General features: G+C 34.9%; 10 protein-coding genes and 1 rRNA gene. 7 read left to right on the top strand and 4 right to left on the bottom strand.

All coding sequences use genetic code 11. The annotated features are described in order from the left end of the window. Positions 1-292: ribosomal RNA gene (locus BUC11_RS10915) — 16S ribosomal RNA — on the bottom strand; the annotation flags it as partial. A gap of 1,174 nt (positions 293-1,466) precedes the next feature. Here BUC11_RS10915 and BUC11_RS10910 point away from each other — a divergent pair. After that, a complete protein-coding gene (locus BUC11_RS10910) occupies positions 1,467-2,657 on the top strand; it encodes an aminoacetone oxidase family FAD-binding enzyme (RefSeq protein ID WP_073354020.1) in 1,191 nt (396 codons plus the stop codon). 79 nt (positions 2,658-2,736) lie between these two features. Here BUC11_RS10910 and BUC11_RS10905 read toward each other — a convergent pair whose 3' ends face one another. From BUC11_RS10905 to BUC11_RS10895, 3 genes are all read right to left on the bottom strand, one after another. Further along, the gene (locus tag BUC11_RS10905; RefSeq protein WP_073354019.1) at positions 2,737-3,120 is read right to left on the bottom strand and encodes a DUF3037 domain-containing protein; all 384 of its coding nucleotides are present in this window, start codon (positions 3,118-3,120) and stop codon (positions 2,737-2,739) included. Further along, positions 3,098-3,892 carry a HipA family kinase gene (locus BUC11_RS10900; RefSeq protein WP_073354017.1) on the bottom strand — a complete coding sequence of 265 codons (795 nt, stop codon included), beginning with the start codon at positions 3,890-3,892 and terminating at the stop codon, positions 3,098-3,100. Before BUC11_RS10900 ends, BUC11_RS10905 begins: the two co-directional genes overlap by 23 nt. A gap of 75 nt (positions 3,893-3,967) precedes the next feature. Next, positions 3,968-4,822: an NAD(P)H-hydrate dehydratase gene (locus tag BUC11_RS10895; protein WP_073354025.1), complete on the bottom strand. Its 855-nt coding sequence runs from the start codon at positions 4,820-4,822 to the stop codon at positions 3,968-3,970. A 230-nt stretch (positions 4,823-5,052) separates the two neighbouring features. Between BUC11_RS10895 and BUC11_RS10890 the strand changes: the two genes are divergently transcribed. The 6 genes from BUC11_RS10890 (at position 5,053) to BUC11_RS10865 (ending at position 14,491) form a co-directional block, all read left to right on the top strand. Beyond that, positions 5,053-6,591 carry a S10 family peptidase gene (locus tag BUC11_RS10890; protein ID WP_073354016.1) on the top strand — a complete coding sequence of 513 codons (1,539 nt, stop codon included), beginning with the start codon at positions 5,053-5,055 and terminating at the stop codon, positions 6,589-6,591. Between the two features lie 322 nt (positions 6,592-6,913). After that, on the top strand, positions 6,914-7,996 hold the full coding sequence (gene gcvT, locus BUC11_RS10885) for a glycine cleavage system aminomethyltransferase GcvT (RefSeq protein WP_073354014.1): 1,083 nt from the start codon (positions 6,914-6,916) through the stop codon (positions 7,994-7,996). A 6-nt stretch (positions 7,997-8,002) separates the two neighbouring features. Continuing rightward, positions 8,003-10,045 (top strand): S41 family peptidase, encoded by a 2,043-nt coding sequence (locus BUC11_RS10880; protein ID WP_073354013.1) that lies wholly within the window; start codon positions 8,003-8,005, stop codon positions 10,043-10,045. A 15-nt stretch (positions 10,046-10,060) separates the two neighbouring features. Next, positions 10,061-11,095: an LIC11966 family surface protein gene (locus tag BUC11_RS10875; RefSeq protein WP_073354011.1), complete on the top strand. Its 1,035-nt coding sequence runs from the start codon at positions 10,061-10,063 to the stop codon at positions 11,093-11,095. A 62-nt stretch (positions 11,096-11,157) separates the two neighbouring features. Beyond that, positions 11,158-11,871 carry a YebC/PmpR family DNA-binding transcriptional regulator gene (locus tag BUC11_RS10870; RefSeq protein ID WP_073354010.1) on the top strand — a complete coding sequence of 238 codons (714 nt, stop codon included), beginning with the start codon at positions 11,158-11,160 and terminating at the stop codon, positions 11,869-11,871. 547 nt (positions 11,872-12,418) lie between these two features. Continuing rightward, positions 12,419-14,491: a hypothetical protein gene (locus BUC11_RS10865; protein ID WP_073354008.1), complete on the top strand. Its 2,073-nt coding sequence runs from the start codon at positions 12,419-12,421 to the stop codon at positions 14,489-14,491. The last annotated feature ends 62 nt before the right edge of the window (positions 14,492-14,553 follow it).

Genomic DNA, 14,553 nt, shown 5'->3' with positions numbered 1-14,553 from the left:
CTCAGGACCCCTACCCATCGTTGTCTTGGTAAGCCGTTACCTTACCAACTAACTAATGGGACGCATGCTCATCTTTCACCGATAAATCTTTAATATCATGTTGATGCCAACTCGATATACTATAAGGTATTAATCCAAATTTCTCTGGGCTATCCCTTTGTGAAAGGTAGATTGCATACGCGTTACGCACCCGTGCGCCGGTCTCTAATTCCGAAGAACTATACCCCTCGACTTGCATGTGTTAAGCCTGCCGCTAGCGTTCATCCTGAGCCAGGATCAAACTCTTCATCGTATATTGTTTGAGTTCAGATAAATCTGTTCTCTTTGTTTATTCGACTCCAATTCTATCGGTTTTTTCAAATCTCTCGATTCTATTACTCTTATTCTTTTGTTCTAACATCTCTGTTAAAACGGCTGTCAATTCAATATGTCTAGGAACGTGTTCTTATCTTTTTTTTCGTCTCAATCAACACTTGTTAAAGTGTTTCTCGAAGCGGGTGCAAAAGTAACAACTTCTTTTGTTTCTCGCAAGAAAAATTTAAAGTTTTTTTTGAAGATTTAAAACTTCTTTTCTTTATCTTTTCTTACCAGTCTCTCAAGGAACATTGCGCGTTTTGCGGGGTGCAAAGGTAACATCTGTTTTCTAATCTCACAAGCTTTTTTAAATCTTTTTAGAAAAAAAATTTCTAATTTAATTCAGTGTGCTTGCCAGTATTTAAAAGAACGTTTGCCGTTGTTGCGGGTGCAAAACTAACTCCTTTATACCGGTATTCAAGCTTTTTTAAACTCTTTTTTTATCCTTTTCTTAACTTTAGCTTTAACTTACTGAAACCGTGAATTTTGAAAGTAAAAGTTTTTTGTACTTCTCTCTCCCTTTCCAAAGCTAAGCATACTAAAAGGACCAAAATCTAGTTTTTTTATCATTATATCGCGCTAGCAGCGATTGGAAATGCAATCCCTTTGAGACATTTATTGGTTCTCTAAGTCGCTTTGGTAGGATCACAGACAGGATTAATCCTGAAATTAGGTCCTTGACTGCACTATCATCTGAGATAGGTTAAGTTTTTTATCGTCTGGGCAGTTGTTCCTTGTTTGTTTCTTACGGTACTTATTATAGTAAGACATTTTATACCTACCTATATATAAGGTACACCGAATTCTAAATCAATTATACAACTCCCCGCGTTAGGGATAGTAGCGCAAAGCCCGCAGCCAAGTGAAGTGTAACGCAACTTGACGAGGACTTGTAGCGAATAGCCCGACCCATTTTAAAAAAGAGGCTACTACCCATTTAGATAATAGCCTCTTTTTTATAATGGGAAACGCCCAAGTTATAATCAAAGCTACTTTTTTAACTCTTTATAACTACTATTTGAAGTCATGAACTAAATCCATTATTTAACTACCGTAAAATTATTTAAAAAAGATTCTGTGTTAAACGCCAAAACAAACCCTATTTTTGCCGCGTGAAGAAATCAGTTTCAATTATTGGAGGAGGTCCCGCAGCACTTATACTGGCTGCATCGCTCGATTGCAAAAAATTCAAGGTCACTTTATATGAGAAAAACAAAACAGTAGGAAGAAAATTTCTGGTGGCTGGAAAAGGAGGTTTTAATCTGACTCATTCAGAATCCATCAAGGAACTTATAGCACGATATACTCCCGCGCATTTTTTACGTGAAGCGCTAAATGAATTTGACAATCACGATTTTCGAAATTGGCTCGATTCCATTGGCGTTCCAACATACGTGGGCAGTAGCAAACGCGTGTATCCTGAAATCGGGATTAAACCCATAACGGTATTGAACGCAATAGTAACTGTTCTTGAAAAACAGGCTGTTGACATCCGTTATAATCACATTTGGACAGGCTGGACCTCGAAAGGCGCTCTCGTTTTCAATACTGCTACTGAAATAGAATCTGATTATACTATTTTTGCCCTTGGTGGAGGCAGTTGGAAAATAACCGGCTCTGATGGGTCATGGCTTGATCTATTTAAAAAGCAAAATATTCCTGTAGCACCGTTTCAATCCTCTAATTGCGGTTACCTTGTAAATTGGCCGAAAGATTTTATTACTGAACACGAAGGCAGTCCGCTTAAAAATATTGCCATGAGCTGTTTGAATAAAAGACAAAAAGGCGAAGCGGTCATTACACATTTTGGATTAGAAGGAAATGCCATATATGCGTTGAGTCCACAAATCCGTGAAGAACTTCAAAAATACCAAAAAGCCATTATTTGTATCGATCTAAAGCCTTCTTTAAATTACACTGCTGTACTTCAAAAGATCCAAGAATCAACCTTCAAGAAGACAAGCGAAACACTGCAAAAAGAGGTTAAATTAAGTCCTGTGCAAATTGGACTCTTGAAAAAGTACCTTTCAAAAGAAACCTACCTTAATCCAACATTATTAGCACAAAACATTAAAGAGCTACCTATCGAAATTATAGGTTCAGGACTATTAAATGAGGCAATATCTACTATAGGCGGTATCCAACTTAATGCTGTGGATGAACATTTTGAATTAAAAAAACTGAAACGGTATTATTGTATTGGTGAAATGTTAGACTGGGACGCCCCTACTGGAGGCTACCTTCTTCAAGCAAGCTTTAGCATGGGCAAGTATCTCGCAAAGCATTTAAACAGCCTTCATTAATAAATTTTTTATTTTATTGTTAGCTGTAAAAGTCTTGTGTTAGATCAAAACGGCTTTTAAAAAATTTATTTTCCTTTATTTATAACACCATTTCCTCAAATAAGCGTTGGGTTGTTTGTTCTAAATCAGCGCTCAACCCTGGATGTGGTCTTGAGGTTTGAATAGATGAACTTCGAAGCGCCGTTAACCAACGAAAACGGGATGGAATATCAAATTGCGCGATAGGCCCACCAGTTATAGCTCCATTACCAATTTTTTGAAACGCTTCTAAATTTAATTGCAGTTGTTCCAAGTCTAATTCACTTGCAAAAATTTTGAGTTTTGACTCGTCTAGAGCATAAATCACCTTTATATATTTTGCTTTTTTACAAAAAAGAACAATACCCACATTAAGGAATTCTTCGCGTTCTACCCTTGGTACAACTCGGATTACGGAGTACTCATATAAGTGTTTCTCTTGCATTTTGGGCTTCATTTATAAAAATTTCAGAATGGTTCAATCGAATTAATAAAAACCGTAGATAGATCGCTCGAAGCGCTTCGGGAGCATCCTCGCTGTCTTCCCACTTGAGCCATTCCTCAGGAATAAGGTTAACAATCGACTGCAAAACTTCTTTTGTTAAAATATTTTTGAATAAAACATCGGTTTCCTTCAACAAAGAAGCTTGTGGCAGCAGTACATGATCTTTGATCAATGCGAAAGGACTTTGAGCCTGTTTTTCCCAATTGGTCCACGAATGATGAAAATACAAACATGCACCATGATCAATTAGCCACAATTCCTTATGCCACATCAGCATATTAGTATTTCTAAACGTACGATCCACATTAGTAATATACGCATCCAACCACACCACCTGGGAGGCTAATTTTGAATCGACAACAGTGACAACGGGATCATAATTTATGGCTCCTGATAAAAAATGTAATGCTAAATTAAGTCCTTGACTGCCTTGTAATAAATCTTGAATTTCTTCATCCGCTTCAGTGCGTCCAAATGCTTCATCCAGATTAGCATACACCAATTCTGGAATTTTTAATTTCAAAACACGAGCAATTTCTCCGCCAATCAATTCGGCGATTAAGGCTTTTACGCCATGACCGGCACCTTTAAATTTTAAAACGTATTTAAAATCATCATCGGCTTCAGCCAATGCAGGCAAAGAACCACCTTCTCGCAAAGGAGTGATATATCGGGTAACATTTACGGTTCTTAGATGGGGGCTATTTTCCATAATCTAATTTTAATTACGCTTTTTGCGTTGCTACAAACTTACAAATAAGTGGGATGGATTTTATAGCTACTATTGCTATTTCTGAGCATTTTCTAAAGTCAAATAGGCTTTTCCAATATTCTCGATGACATTTGAAGCTATAAAAGACTGATAACCTGTTTCCGGCAAAGCAATATCAGCGGTTAATCCGTGAAGGTAAATACCTAGAATTGCCGCATTCACCGGTTCATAGGATTGCGCCAATAAACTGGTAATCATCCCAGTTAAAACATCCCCACTTCCTGCCGTTGCTAGCGCAGCATTTCCAGTGGAATTTTCATAAATTGTTTCGCCATCAATAGTATGCGTTGGTGCTCCTTTCATGACTACAATCAAATTATATTGCTTCGAAAAGAGTTTTGTTTTTTCAAATTTTTCTTCCTCCGAATTCCACTTTCCTATCAATCGTTCCAATTCTTTCGGGTGTGGCGTGATAATAGTTTTTGGAGCCAATAATGAAAGCCATGATTTGTTTTGGGATAAAATATTCAACGCATCGGCATCAATGACCAAAGGGATTGTATTGGTTTTTAGGAATTCATGTAAGGCATTTTGAGTAGCAAGTTCCTGTCCGATTCCAGGTCCTATTGCGATGGCTTGCGGTTCAATTTCAAACGTAATATTTGAGATGAATTTTTCTTGAACATCTGTCAAAACCGTCACTTCAGGAATACTGATTTGAACAATTTCATACCCACATTTGGGAACAAAAGCAGTCACCAAACCACAACCTGTTTTTAGTGCAGCTTTGGAAGAAAGACAAACGGAACCTATTTTTCCATAGCTTCCACCAATTAATAGAGCATGACCTTGAATGCCTTTATGCGTCTGTTTATCAATGTATTTATAACGTTTTAGAATTTCTTTTTGGTCGATATAAATGGTATTCATGGTAGGATTTGTTTGTCTAAAATTACACATTTTAAATGAAAATTCTTTATCCTACAATAAAATTTCGGAATTTAGATATTCAAAAATTCACTTGCATACTTTCAAAGATAGATTTTAAATTGTCTTTATTTATCGTAAATATGTTCTGACGGTATTTGCCATTGTTTTAAAAAACAATACATTAGTATTTTTAAACTTTGTTCCTAAAACTAAATCCTATTAACCATCTCATGAAAAAAACACTGTTTTTATTAGTATTCTCTGCATTTATAAATCATTCTTACGCACAACAAACTGGTTCTGAATCAAAAAAAACAAAAGGGCTTGCCAAAGATGAAAAATCTTCTCCCGCAAATCTTGTGTTCAATCCCGATGAAAATGTGGTTACAGAACACACTACAACAATCAAAGGACAAAAAATTTCTTACAAAGCAACCACAGGAACCATGCCCGTTTGGGACGAAGAAGGAAAAGCAATTGCAGGATTGTTTTACACCTATTATGAACGCTCCGATTTTAAAGATCGTGCTTCCCGCCCACTAGTGATTTCCTTTAACGGTGGTCCAGGTTCAGCTTCCGTTTGGATGCAAATCGCTTACACCGGCCCTAGTTTATTAAATATTGATGAGGAAGGTTATCCTTTGCAGCCTTATGGAATCAAAGAAAATCCCTATTCTATTTTGGATGTTGCCGATATTGTTTTTGTAAATCCGGTCAATACCGCGTATTCAAGAGCAACGAGTAAAGAAATACCAACTACAAAATTCTTTGGTGTAAATGCCGACATTAAATACCTTGCCGACTGGATTAATGGATTTGTATCCCGAACCAATCGCTGGGCTTCGCCAAAATACCTAATTGGCGAAAGCTATGGTACTACACGCGTTTCAGGATTGGCGCTAGAATTACAAAACAGCGAATGGATGTATTTAAACGGTGTGATATTGGTTTCGCCAACAGAATTAGGAATTGCGCGCGGAGTCGCTTCTGAAGCGGCACTGAAACTACCCTATTTTGCAGCGACAGCTTGGTATCACAAAATGCTGCCACCCGATTTACAGAATAAAGATTTGACTGATATGCTTCCAGAAGTAGAAGATTTTACCATTAATGAACTGCTTCCTTCTTTAAGCAAAGGTGGCTCACTTGACGAGCAAAAAAGAAAAGAAATTGCCGCTAAAATAGCGCGTTATTCCGGTATTTCGGAAAAAGTGGTTATGCAAAATAATCTGGATGTTCCTTATGATTACTTTTGGAAAGAATTGTTACGTGATAAAGGATTTACTGTGGGAAGACTGGATTCTCGATATAAAGGAATTGATCGCAAAGATTCTGGAGACAGTCCAGATTTTAATGCAGAACTTACTTCTTGGCTCCACTCTTTTACACCTGCCATTAACATGTATTTGCGCAATAATTTGAATTACAAAACGGATTTCAAATACAATATGTTTGGATCTGTGAGACCTTGGGATGATTCCAATGATAAAACCGGAGAAAATCTGCGTCAAGCCATGGCACAAAATCCGTATTTGCATGTAATGGTTCAGTCCGGATATTATGACGGCGCCTGCGATTATTTCAACTCGAAATACAATTTATGGCAAATGGATCCAAGCGGAAGACTAAAAGACAGAATGAGTTGGAAAGGCTACCGAAGCGGACACATGATGTATTTAAGAAAAAAAGATTTGGAAACGGCAAATGAAGACATTAGAGAATTTATTAAACAATCATTACCCAAAACTGGAGTATCGGCTAAGTACTAAGATGGTTTGGTTTTAGAAAAAAAAGACACTTCAAACCCATTTTGATTTGTCTTTTTTGGTTTAGTCAACGGGAATAAGTTTTTAAAGAAGAATGGAATTAAATAGACAAATACCCTAGCCCAGATAGAAATGGAAAGCCCACAGTCGAGCCTTTTTTGGCGAGACGAGGACTTGCAATGGATAGCTGGAAAAAGCTCCTAAAACCAATTATCTAATAAAGTGATTTGTGATTTTCGAAATCGTTTGAATCAATTTCTCTTTGACTTTGCCACTCCATAAAAAATCAATAAATTAGCACCATCAAATTTTATACAAAAACACAATGAAAAATACTGCGCTTACGCACATACATGAGAGTTTGGGAGCGAAAATGCTTCCGTTTGCGGGATACAATATGCCAATTTTATATGAAGGAGTCAATGCAGAACACGAAACGGTTAGAAATGCTGTGGGTGTTTTTGACGTGTCACACATGGGAGAATTTCTACTTACGGGTCCAAATGCATTGGCTTTGATTCAAAAAGTGACTTCGAATGATGCTTCCACTTTGACGATTGGAAGAGCGCAATATTCTTGTTTACCAAACAATGACGGCGGAATTGTAGATGATTTGATTGTCTATAAAATGAAAGAGGAACAGTATTTATTGGTGGTAAATGCGTCGAATATTGAAAAAGATTGGAACTGGATTTCAAGTCATAACGATTTGGATGTGGAGATGAAAAATCTATCGGATGATTATTCTTTGTTGGCAATTCAAGGACCCAAAGCCGTTGAAGCAATGCAATCCTTGACATCCAAAGATTTAGCAGCGATTCCTTATTATCATTTTGAAGTGGGTGATTTTGCTGGAATTGAAAACGTAATCATTTCGGCTACGGGTTACACTGGTTCTGGAGGATTTGAGATTTATTGCAAGAATTCGGAAGTGGAACAAGTATGGAATAAAGTTTTTGAAGCGGGTGCTGCATTTGGAATTAAACCAATTGGACTAGCCGCACGTGATACGCTGCGTTTAGAAATGGGTTTCTGTTTGTACGGAAATGATATTAATGATACTACATCTCCTCTTGAAGCTGGATTGGGTTGGATTACGAAATTCAACAAAGAATTCACGAATTCAGAAAATTTGAAAAAACAAAAAGAAGCAGGTGTCACTAAAAAACTGGTTGCTTTTGAAATGCAAGAACGCGCTGTACCAAGACATGACTATGAAATTGTGAATGCTGCCGGAAATGTAATTGGAATTGTAACATCAGGAACGATGTCTCCTTCAATGAATAAAGGAATTGGTTTAGGTTACGTGACAGTTGAAAATAGCGCTTTAGATAGTGATATCTTTATCAGAATTCGTAAAAATGATGTTCCTGCCAAAGTGGTGAAATTGCCTTTTTACAAGAAATAAAAGTAAATGAAAAAGATTTCACTCGCATTTTTATTGACTACATTTTCATTATTTGGTCAAAATGATGCAAAAACCTGTGAAATAGTTTCTAAAATAAACACGCTACTTCAGCGGGAACATTACCAACCAAAACCGGTAGACGACAGTTTATCGGTTTTTGTTTTTGATAGTTTTATGGATGCTTTGGACTCCAATAGAAATTTATTTACCCAAATTGAATATCAAAAACTACGTCAACATAGGCTACAATTAGACAATTATATTTTACAGAATAATTGTTCTTTTATGAATGAATTTGTTTCTGTTTATAAATTGGCTTTAATCCGAAAAAAGAAAGTACTTGAAAAAATACAAAAAGACCCTTTTGATTATACGACTAAAGACTCTGTTAGATTCTCCAAGAAAAACTTTCCGTTTGACCTAGTTGCGACTGACCTAGAACGTATTTGGAAAAAGAGAATTAAATATGATATTCTGGAAGATATTTCGAAATTGAGCACCAATTTAGATTCGCTGACTCAAAACTTTGTTACACTTGAAAAAACAACTAAAGCAAGATTATTCGATGCTAATTTATGCCAAGTCAATAGCATTTTAGAAACTAAAAACCGAATTGATGATGATCTTCAAAATACTTTTTTAAATCTTTTTTGCACTTATTTTGACCCTCACTCCAATTATTTTTCACTAGCTGCTAAATCCAGTTTCATGTCGGGATTATCAACAAGTACCCTTTCTTTAGGTTTGAATGTTAGCTTTAATGAGAAGGAAGAAATCATCATAGCTGAAATTGTACCTGGCGGACCCGCCGCAAAGACCAATAAGTTTGACAAAGAAGATGTCATTCTGAAAGTTTCAAATACTAAAGGAATCGAATATACTGTTTCCTGTTCTTCGATTGAAAGGATTGGAGAATTGATCTTTTCTGATTCCCAAACTGAAATTGAATTGACGATACAGAAAAAAAACGGGGCAGTCCTGAAGGTTTTTCTCCAAAAACAATTAATGAAAGCGGATGATAATGCCGTTTATAGCTTTATTGCCGAAAAGGAAACTAAAATTGGCTATATAAACATCCCAAGTTTTTACTCCAATTTTGAAGGCAATACCGTTCAAGGTTGTGCCGATGATGTTGCCAAAGAAATTGTGAAACTTCAAAAAGACAACATTAAGGGACTCGTAATTGATCTTCAAAACAACGGCGGTGGTTCGATAGAAGAAGCGATAAAATTAGCTGGAATGTTCATAGATATAGGGCCTGTGTCTGTTTTAGTAGACAGCAAAGCCAATCAAACTATTCTTAAAGATTACAATCGTGGAAGTGTTTACACGGGTCCAATAGTGCTGTTAATCAATGGAAACTCTGCATCAGCGAGTGAATTTTTTGCAGCAGCAATCCAAGATTACAATAGAGGAATTATTATTGGAAGCACGTCATTAGGGAAAGCTTCGATGCAGTCAATTTTACCTTTAGACGAGCAAAATCAGCAGGATTTCGTTAAAATAACCATTGAAAAATTCTATAGAATTACAGGTGAAAGCCATCAAATAAAAGGCATTATTCCTGACATTTCGCTTCCAGTATTATTTGATAGCATTATTCCTCGCGAAATCAATTACAAAACAGCTTTCAAAAATGATGTAATTATAACCAAAGCCCGCTTTAATCCATTGCCAAAAACCCATTTTTCAGAATTAATTCACCTAAGTAATTCCAGAATAAAATCTGCAACTCTTTTTAATGAAATAAGTGTTGCAAATGACCAAATAAATGCACTTTACAACAATCCTAAAAAACCAACACGATTGGTTTTTAAAGATGTATTTAATGATGTTCATCAGATTGATTCGCTCTGGAAAAAGGTTAAAAAAATAGTCGATAGTCAGTGTAACTTCACTATTTCAAACACTTCTTATGATTTAGAAAAATTAAAATTCGATGCTTTTCAGCAAGATATTAATACGTACAAAATTCAAAATCTTAAAAACAGTCCCTATTTAGAGGAAGCTGTCGCTATACTGAACGATTACATTACAATAACCAAATAAACTAAACCATACACTATGAAATCAACCTTTACCTCACTTCTATTTTTGTTTACAGTAACTTTAGCTACTGCTCAAGAGTTTAAAACACCTGTGGACTATCTAAATTATATTGGTAAAGAAACGGATGTTATTGCAAGAACTACTTGGAAATATACATCCGCAGTGGCGCACAGTAAAAATGCAAGAAAAATTGATGTTACTAGAAAAACGTTAGTTAGAAGTATACAAACTGCCGCCAAAAAAATTGAAGCACTAAAAGAGGGTTACAAAGGAGATGTGGAATATAAAAACCAATTGTTAGCCTTTTTATCCATTTCCGAAAAACAAATTAATCAGGAATATGAAAAAATCATAGACATGCAAGAAGTGGCGGAACAGTCGTATGATTTTATGGAAGCTTTTATTTTAGCGAGAGATTTAGTTAATGCAAAAATTAATGAAGAAGTTGATAAATTGAATGCCAACCAAAAAATATTTGCAACCAAATATGGTATCCAAATTGGCGAGGATAACAGTGAACTGGGCAAAAAGATGAAAATCTCTAACGAAGTTTTTGAAAATCATACGCAATTGTACTTAATCTTTTTTAAAGTGAATTTTACAGAATCTGTCTTAATGAAAGCAATAGCCGAAAACAATTTGAACGCCATACAACAAAACAGCAATGCGCTAGAACAATATTCAAACGAAGGGTTAGATAAACTGAAAACATTCAAACCGTATAAAAACGATTTACTTTTAGTTAATGCAACGAAAAAAGTATTGGAATTCAGTAAAAAAGAAGCTGTAGAATTCGCTCCAGGAGTTATTGGTTTTATGATGTTGAACCAAAAATTTCAGGAAAGTAAGAAAACAATGGATGATAAAGCTACGAAGAGCCGAACAAAAGCAGAGGTAGATAATTTCAATTTGCTAGTAAATGAGTTGAATAAAGAAGTAGGGACTTATAACAAACTCAACACGAAGTTCAATACAGAGCGGTCAAACGCAATCAATTCTTGGAATACAGCGGGAACTACTTTTATTTCAAAACACGTACCAATTGATTAATAAAAACATTTGAAAAAATAACTAATAGCTGTATTTTTGCAGTTCAAAATAATAAATTAGTAATGGGAAGAGCATTTGAATTTAGAAAAGGAAGAAAAATGAAACGTTGGTCAGCAATGGCCAAAGCATTTACCAGAATTGGAAAAGATATTGTAATGGCTGTAAAGGAAGGCGGACCAAATCCTGATGCCAACTCTAGATTAAGAGCCGTTATCCAGAACTCTAAGGCAGTAAATATGCCGAAAGAAAATGTGGAACGCGCCATAAAAAAAGCAACTGATAAAGACACAGCCAATTATAAAGAAGTTTTATTTGAAGGATATGCACCGCATGGAATTGCAATCCTAGTGGAAACTGCAACGGATAATAACAACAGAACGGTAGCTAATGTTAGAAGTTATTTCAACAAATGCAACGGAACTATGGGAACGCAAGGTTCTGTAGAATTTATGTTTGATCATACCTGCAACTTCAGAATTCCAGCCAATGGAATGGATCCTGAAGAACTAGAGTTAGAATTAATCGATTTTGGAGCTGAGGAAGTTTTTGAAGATGAAGACGGTATCTTGATTTATGCTCCTTTTGGAAGTTTTGGAACCATCCAGAAAGAATTAGAGAATAGAGGCTTAGAAATTCTTTCCTCTGGTTTTGAAAGAATTCCGCAGATCACAAAGAAATTATCGGAAGCTGAAATGGCCGATGTGGAGAAACTTATTGAAAAACTGGAGGAAGATGATGACGTTATGAACGTGTATCATACTATGGAAGAGGCCTAGACATCATTACAATTATACTTAAAACTCTAGCTTTGGCTGGAGTTTTTTTTTCATCGTTTACGTACTAAGAAGATAGCCTCTGTAAATCGTTTTTTAAAGTATTCTGTGAGCTGATTTTAAAGCGGCCGAAAACATAATTTGAACACAAATCAGATAATTGCTAGGAATTATTTGATCGCCCTTTTTCTTTTTGCTTTTATGAAATTTTTTAATACTAATTAGTAATGCGTCATATTATTTTTAATAAGTATTTACTTTAAAATTATGGTGCCATTACCTTTTAAATAAAAGACTTTAATTAAAAACAGAAAATTTAGCAAATGAGTATTTGTTACTGCTTTTTACTGCTACCAAGTTTCTTATATTTGCTGACTTTTGCGAAATGTAACGCCCTAATAAAAGCGAAACATAAAACTATTGGGAGCAGAATCATTTTTTGTAAGGATGTTTTACAAAAGACAGTCCCTGATTGAATGACTTTATTTAGCAAGCTAAATTTCCAAATACAGAATATCGTTCTAAGGAACGCTTAAAATTAAAACAAAATATGACAAACAATATTCTAATTGAAAATCAATATAAAAGAAGCAGCTTATTTGAAAAAGAAAATGTAAACTATTTAGTTCGCATTTTAAAAAGATTTAACACCGTTCCAAAGATAAATAACATCAATATTATTACGTCTAATAGTGAGCCAACTATTTTCAAAATTGTACCCAACAAATCAATTATAATTGGTTCCTCCTTTTTGGACAAACCCATTTTAGCTTTAGTCTATTTAAGATATGGAATCGAATGGCAGCTCTGGTATAAAGCATTGAACGCCGAGAAAAAAGATGTTGTTTTATGTGATATTGCAGCTCTTGAAGTAATCAGAATATTTTATAATTTACTACCGAAAGATGATAAAGAAAAATTAGAAAATCTTGATTATCTTCTCATTAATTTAATTAAAAATGATATCGATCTAAATACTGAATCCTCCTTAATAAACGAAGAAATTCAATCTTTTCATGGTTTAAAAAATGCTAACACTGCACTCAAAGAATCTTGGAAACCAATTATCGAAAATCTAGCAAAACCCACAGAATACATGTTGATGTCTGGTGGAGATCTTAGATTGAATATCGACGAGATTCATTTACTTAACAAATACGGATGTCGCCCATTTCCAAGACCTGATGCTTTTACTTTTGCTTCTTCTACGGCTTCGAGCGTTTCTAATTTTGCTTTTGATAAAACAGATAAAGTGAGAAGTATATTGATTAGAAATAGCTTGAAAAAAGGTTTTCAAGATACTACGATCGAATTTTCAGAATTGCTAAAAAATAACCTGCGACATATCTTTAAATTAAATGAGGAATGTGAAATAATTTTTTCTCCATCAGGCACTGATTCTTCACTTCAAATAGCAGCCATCACGCAAATTATTTCCGATAAAGAGATCACACATATCCTGGTTGCCTCTGATGAAACTGGCAGCGGTGTAGCAGCGGCCTTAAAGGGATGTCATTTTGAAAATACTACTGCTTTAAATTATCCAATTAAAAAAGACACTAAAATTGAAGGTTTTAGAGATGTTGATTTAATACAAATTCCTTTTAGAGATCAAAATGGTGCATTAAAAACTTCTGCTCAATTAGATCAGGAGGTATTAGATGCCGTTATTAGTACCAAAAATCAAGGCAGGCACATCGTATTACATACTATGGACCAATCAAAATTAGGGTACCAATCTCCAAGCGACGAATTTATTAAAAAACTAAACTCTCTTGAAAATTTATCAATTCAAATAATTGTCGATGGTTCACAGCTAAGATTAGATCCAAAAGACATACAAAATTATTTAAATAAAGGATATATTGTCACCATTACGGGAAGTAAATTCTTCACTGGTCCACCTTACTGTGGTGCATTAATTTTACCTAAAAGTGTCAATAAATTAATTCATTCTGCAAAAAATACATTACCCAAAGGCTTAACCCAATATTATAATCGTTCTGATTGGCCGACTTCCTGGTTTTGTTCCAATGCGCTATCTGACGGCTATAACTACGGTTCTTACATGAGGTGGAATGCTGCTGTAGTTGAAATGGACAGATACTACAAAACACCTATTCTATATCGAAATATGGGTATTGAGATGTTTTGCAATTTTGTGGATGACTCCATAAAAGAGGCTACTTTTGTGCAGCCTATTTATGGTGATGAAACAAAAACCAAGAGTTACAGCAGTAAAGAATTTGGAATAAGAAATATCCGTACTATTTTTCCTTTCTTTATTTTTAAAGACAATGAAGTCTTATCTGTTGATAAAGTAAAAAAATTATATACTTTATTAAATTCTGATTTATCGGATCAGTTTGAAGGTTCTTCTTTAGAAATCATTCGTCTTGCGGCTCAAAAATGTCATATTGGTCAAGCAGTTAATGTAAAATATACTACTGAAATTGAAAGTGCTATTTTAAGAATTAGTTTGGGCGCCAGAGTAATTTCTGAAAGCTGGGTCAATAGAGATATTAGTCTCTTTTTTAGAAATATAGAATCACAAATGAGTCAGATCACAATTACTATTAAAAAAATTGAATTGATACTGAATAATCCTGAACTTTTAGATTAAATAAAAAAGAGTTCTTACTTAAAGTTCAAAAAAAAGTCCCATTTGCAAAAAATGGGACTTTT

Source organism: Flavobacterium xanthum (assembly GCF_900142695.1).
GTDB classification, from domain to species: domain Bacteria; phylum Bacteroidota; class Bacteroidia; order Flavobacteriales; family Flavobacteriaceae; genus Flavobacterium; species Flavobacterium xanthum.
The sequence above is the reverse complement of the archived record's forward strand: the minus strand, read 5'-3'. Positions and strand labels throughout refer to the sequence as shown.

Coding starts and splice junctions, on each gene's coding strand:
- BUC11_RS10905 (WP_073354019.1), bottom strand. CDS start 3,120: ATGCAAGAGAAACACTTATATGAGTACTCCGTAATCCGAGTTGTACCA.
- BUC11_RS10900 (WP_073354017.1), bottom strand. CDS start 3,892: ATGGAAAATAGCCCCCATCTAAGAACCGTAAATGTTACCCGATATATC.
- BUC11_RS10895 (WP_073354025.1), bottom strand. CDS start 4,822: ATGAATACCATTTATATCGACCAAAAAGAAATTCTAAAACGTTATAAA.
- BUC11_RS10890 (WP_073354016.1), top strand. CDS start 5,053: ATGAAAAAAACACTGTTTTTATTAGTATTCTCTGCATTTATAAATCAT.
- gcvT (WP_073354014.1), top strand. CDS start 6,914: ATGAAAAATACTGCGCTTACGCACATACATGAGAGTTTGGGAGCGAAA.
- BUC11_RS10880 (WP_073354013.1), top strand. CDS start 8,003: ATGAAAAAGATTTCACTCGCATTTTTATTGACTACATTTTCATTATTT.
- BUC11_RS10875 (WP_073354011.1), top strand. CDS start 10,061: ATGAAATCAACCTTTACCTCACTTCTATTTTTGTTTACAGTAACTTTA.
- BUC11_RS10870 (WP_073354010.1), top strand. CDS start 11,158: ATGGGAAGAGCATTTGAATTTAGAAAAGGAAGAAAAATGAAACGTTGG.
- BUC11_RS10865 (WP_073354008.1), top strand. CDS start 12,419: ATGACAAACAATATTCTAATTGAAAATCAATATAAAAGAAGCAGCTTA.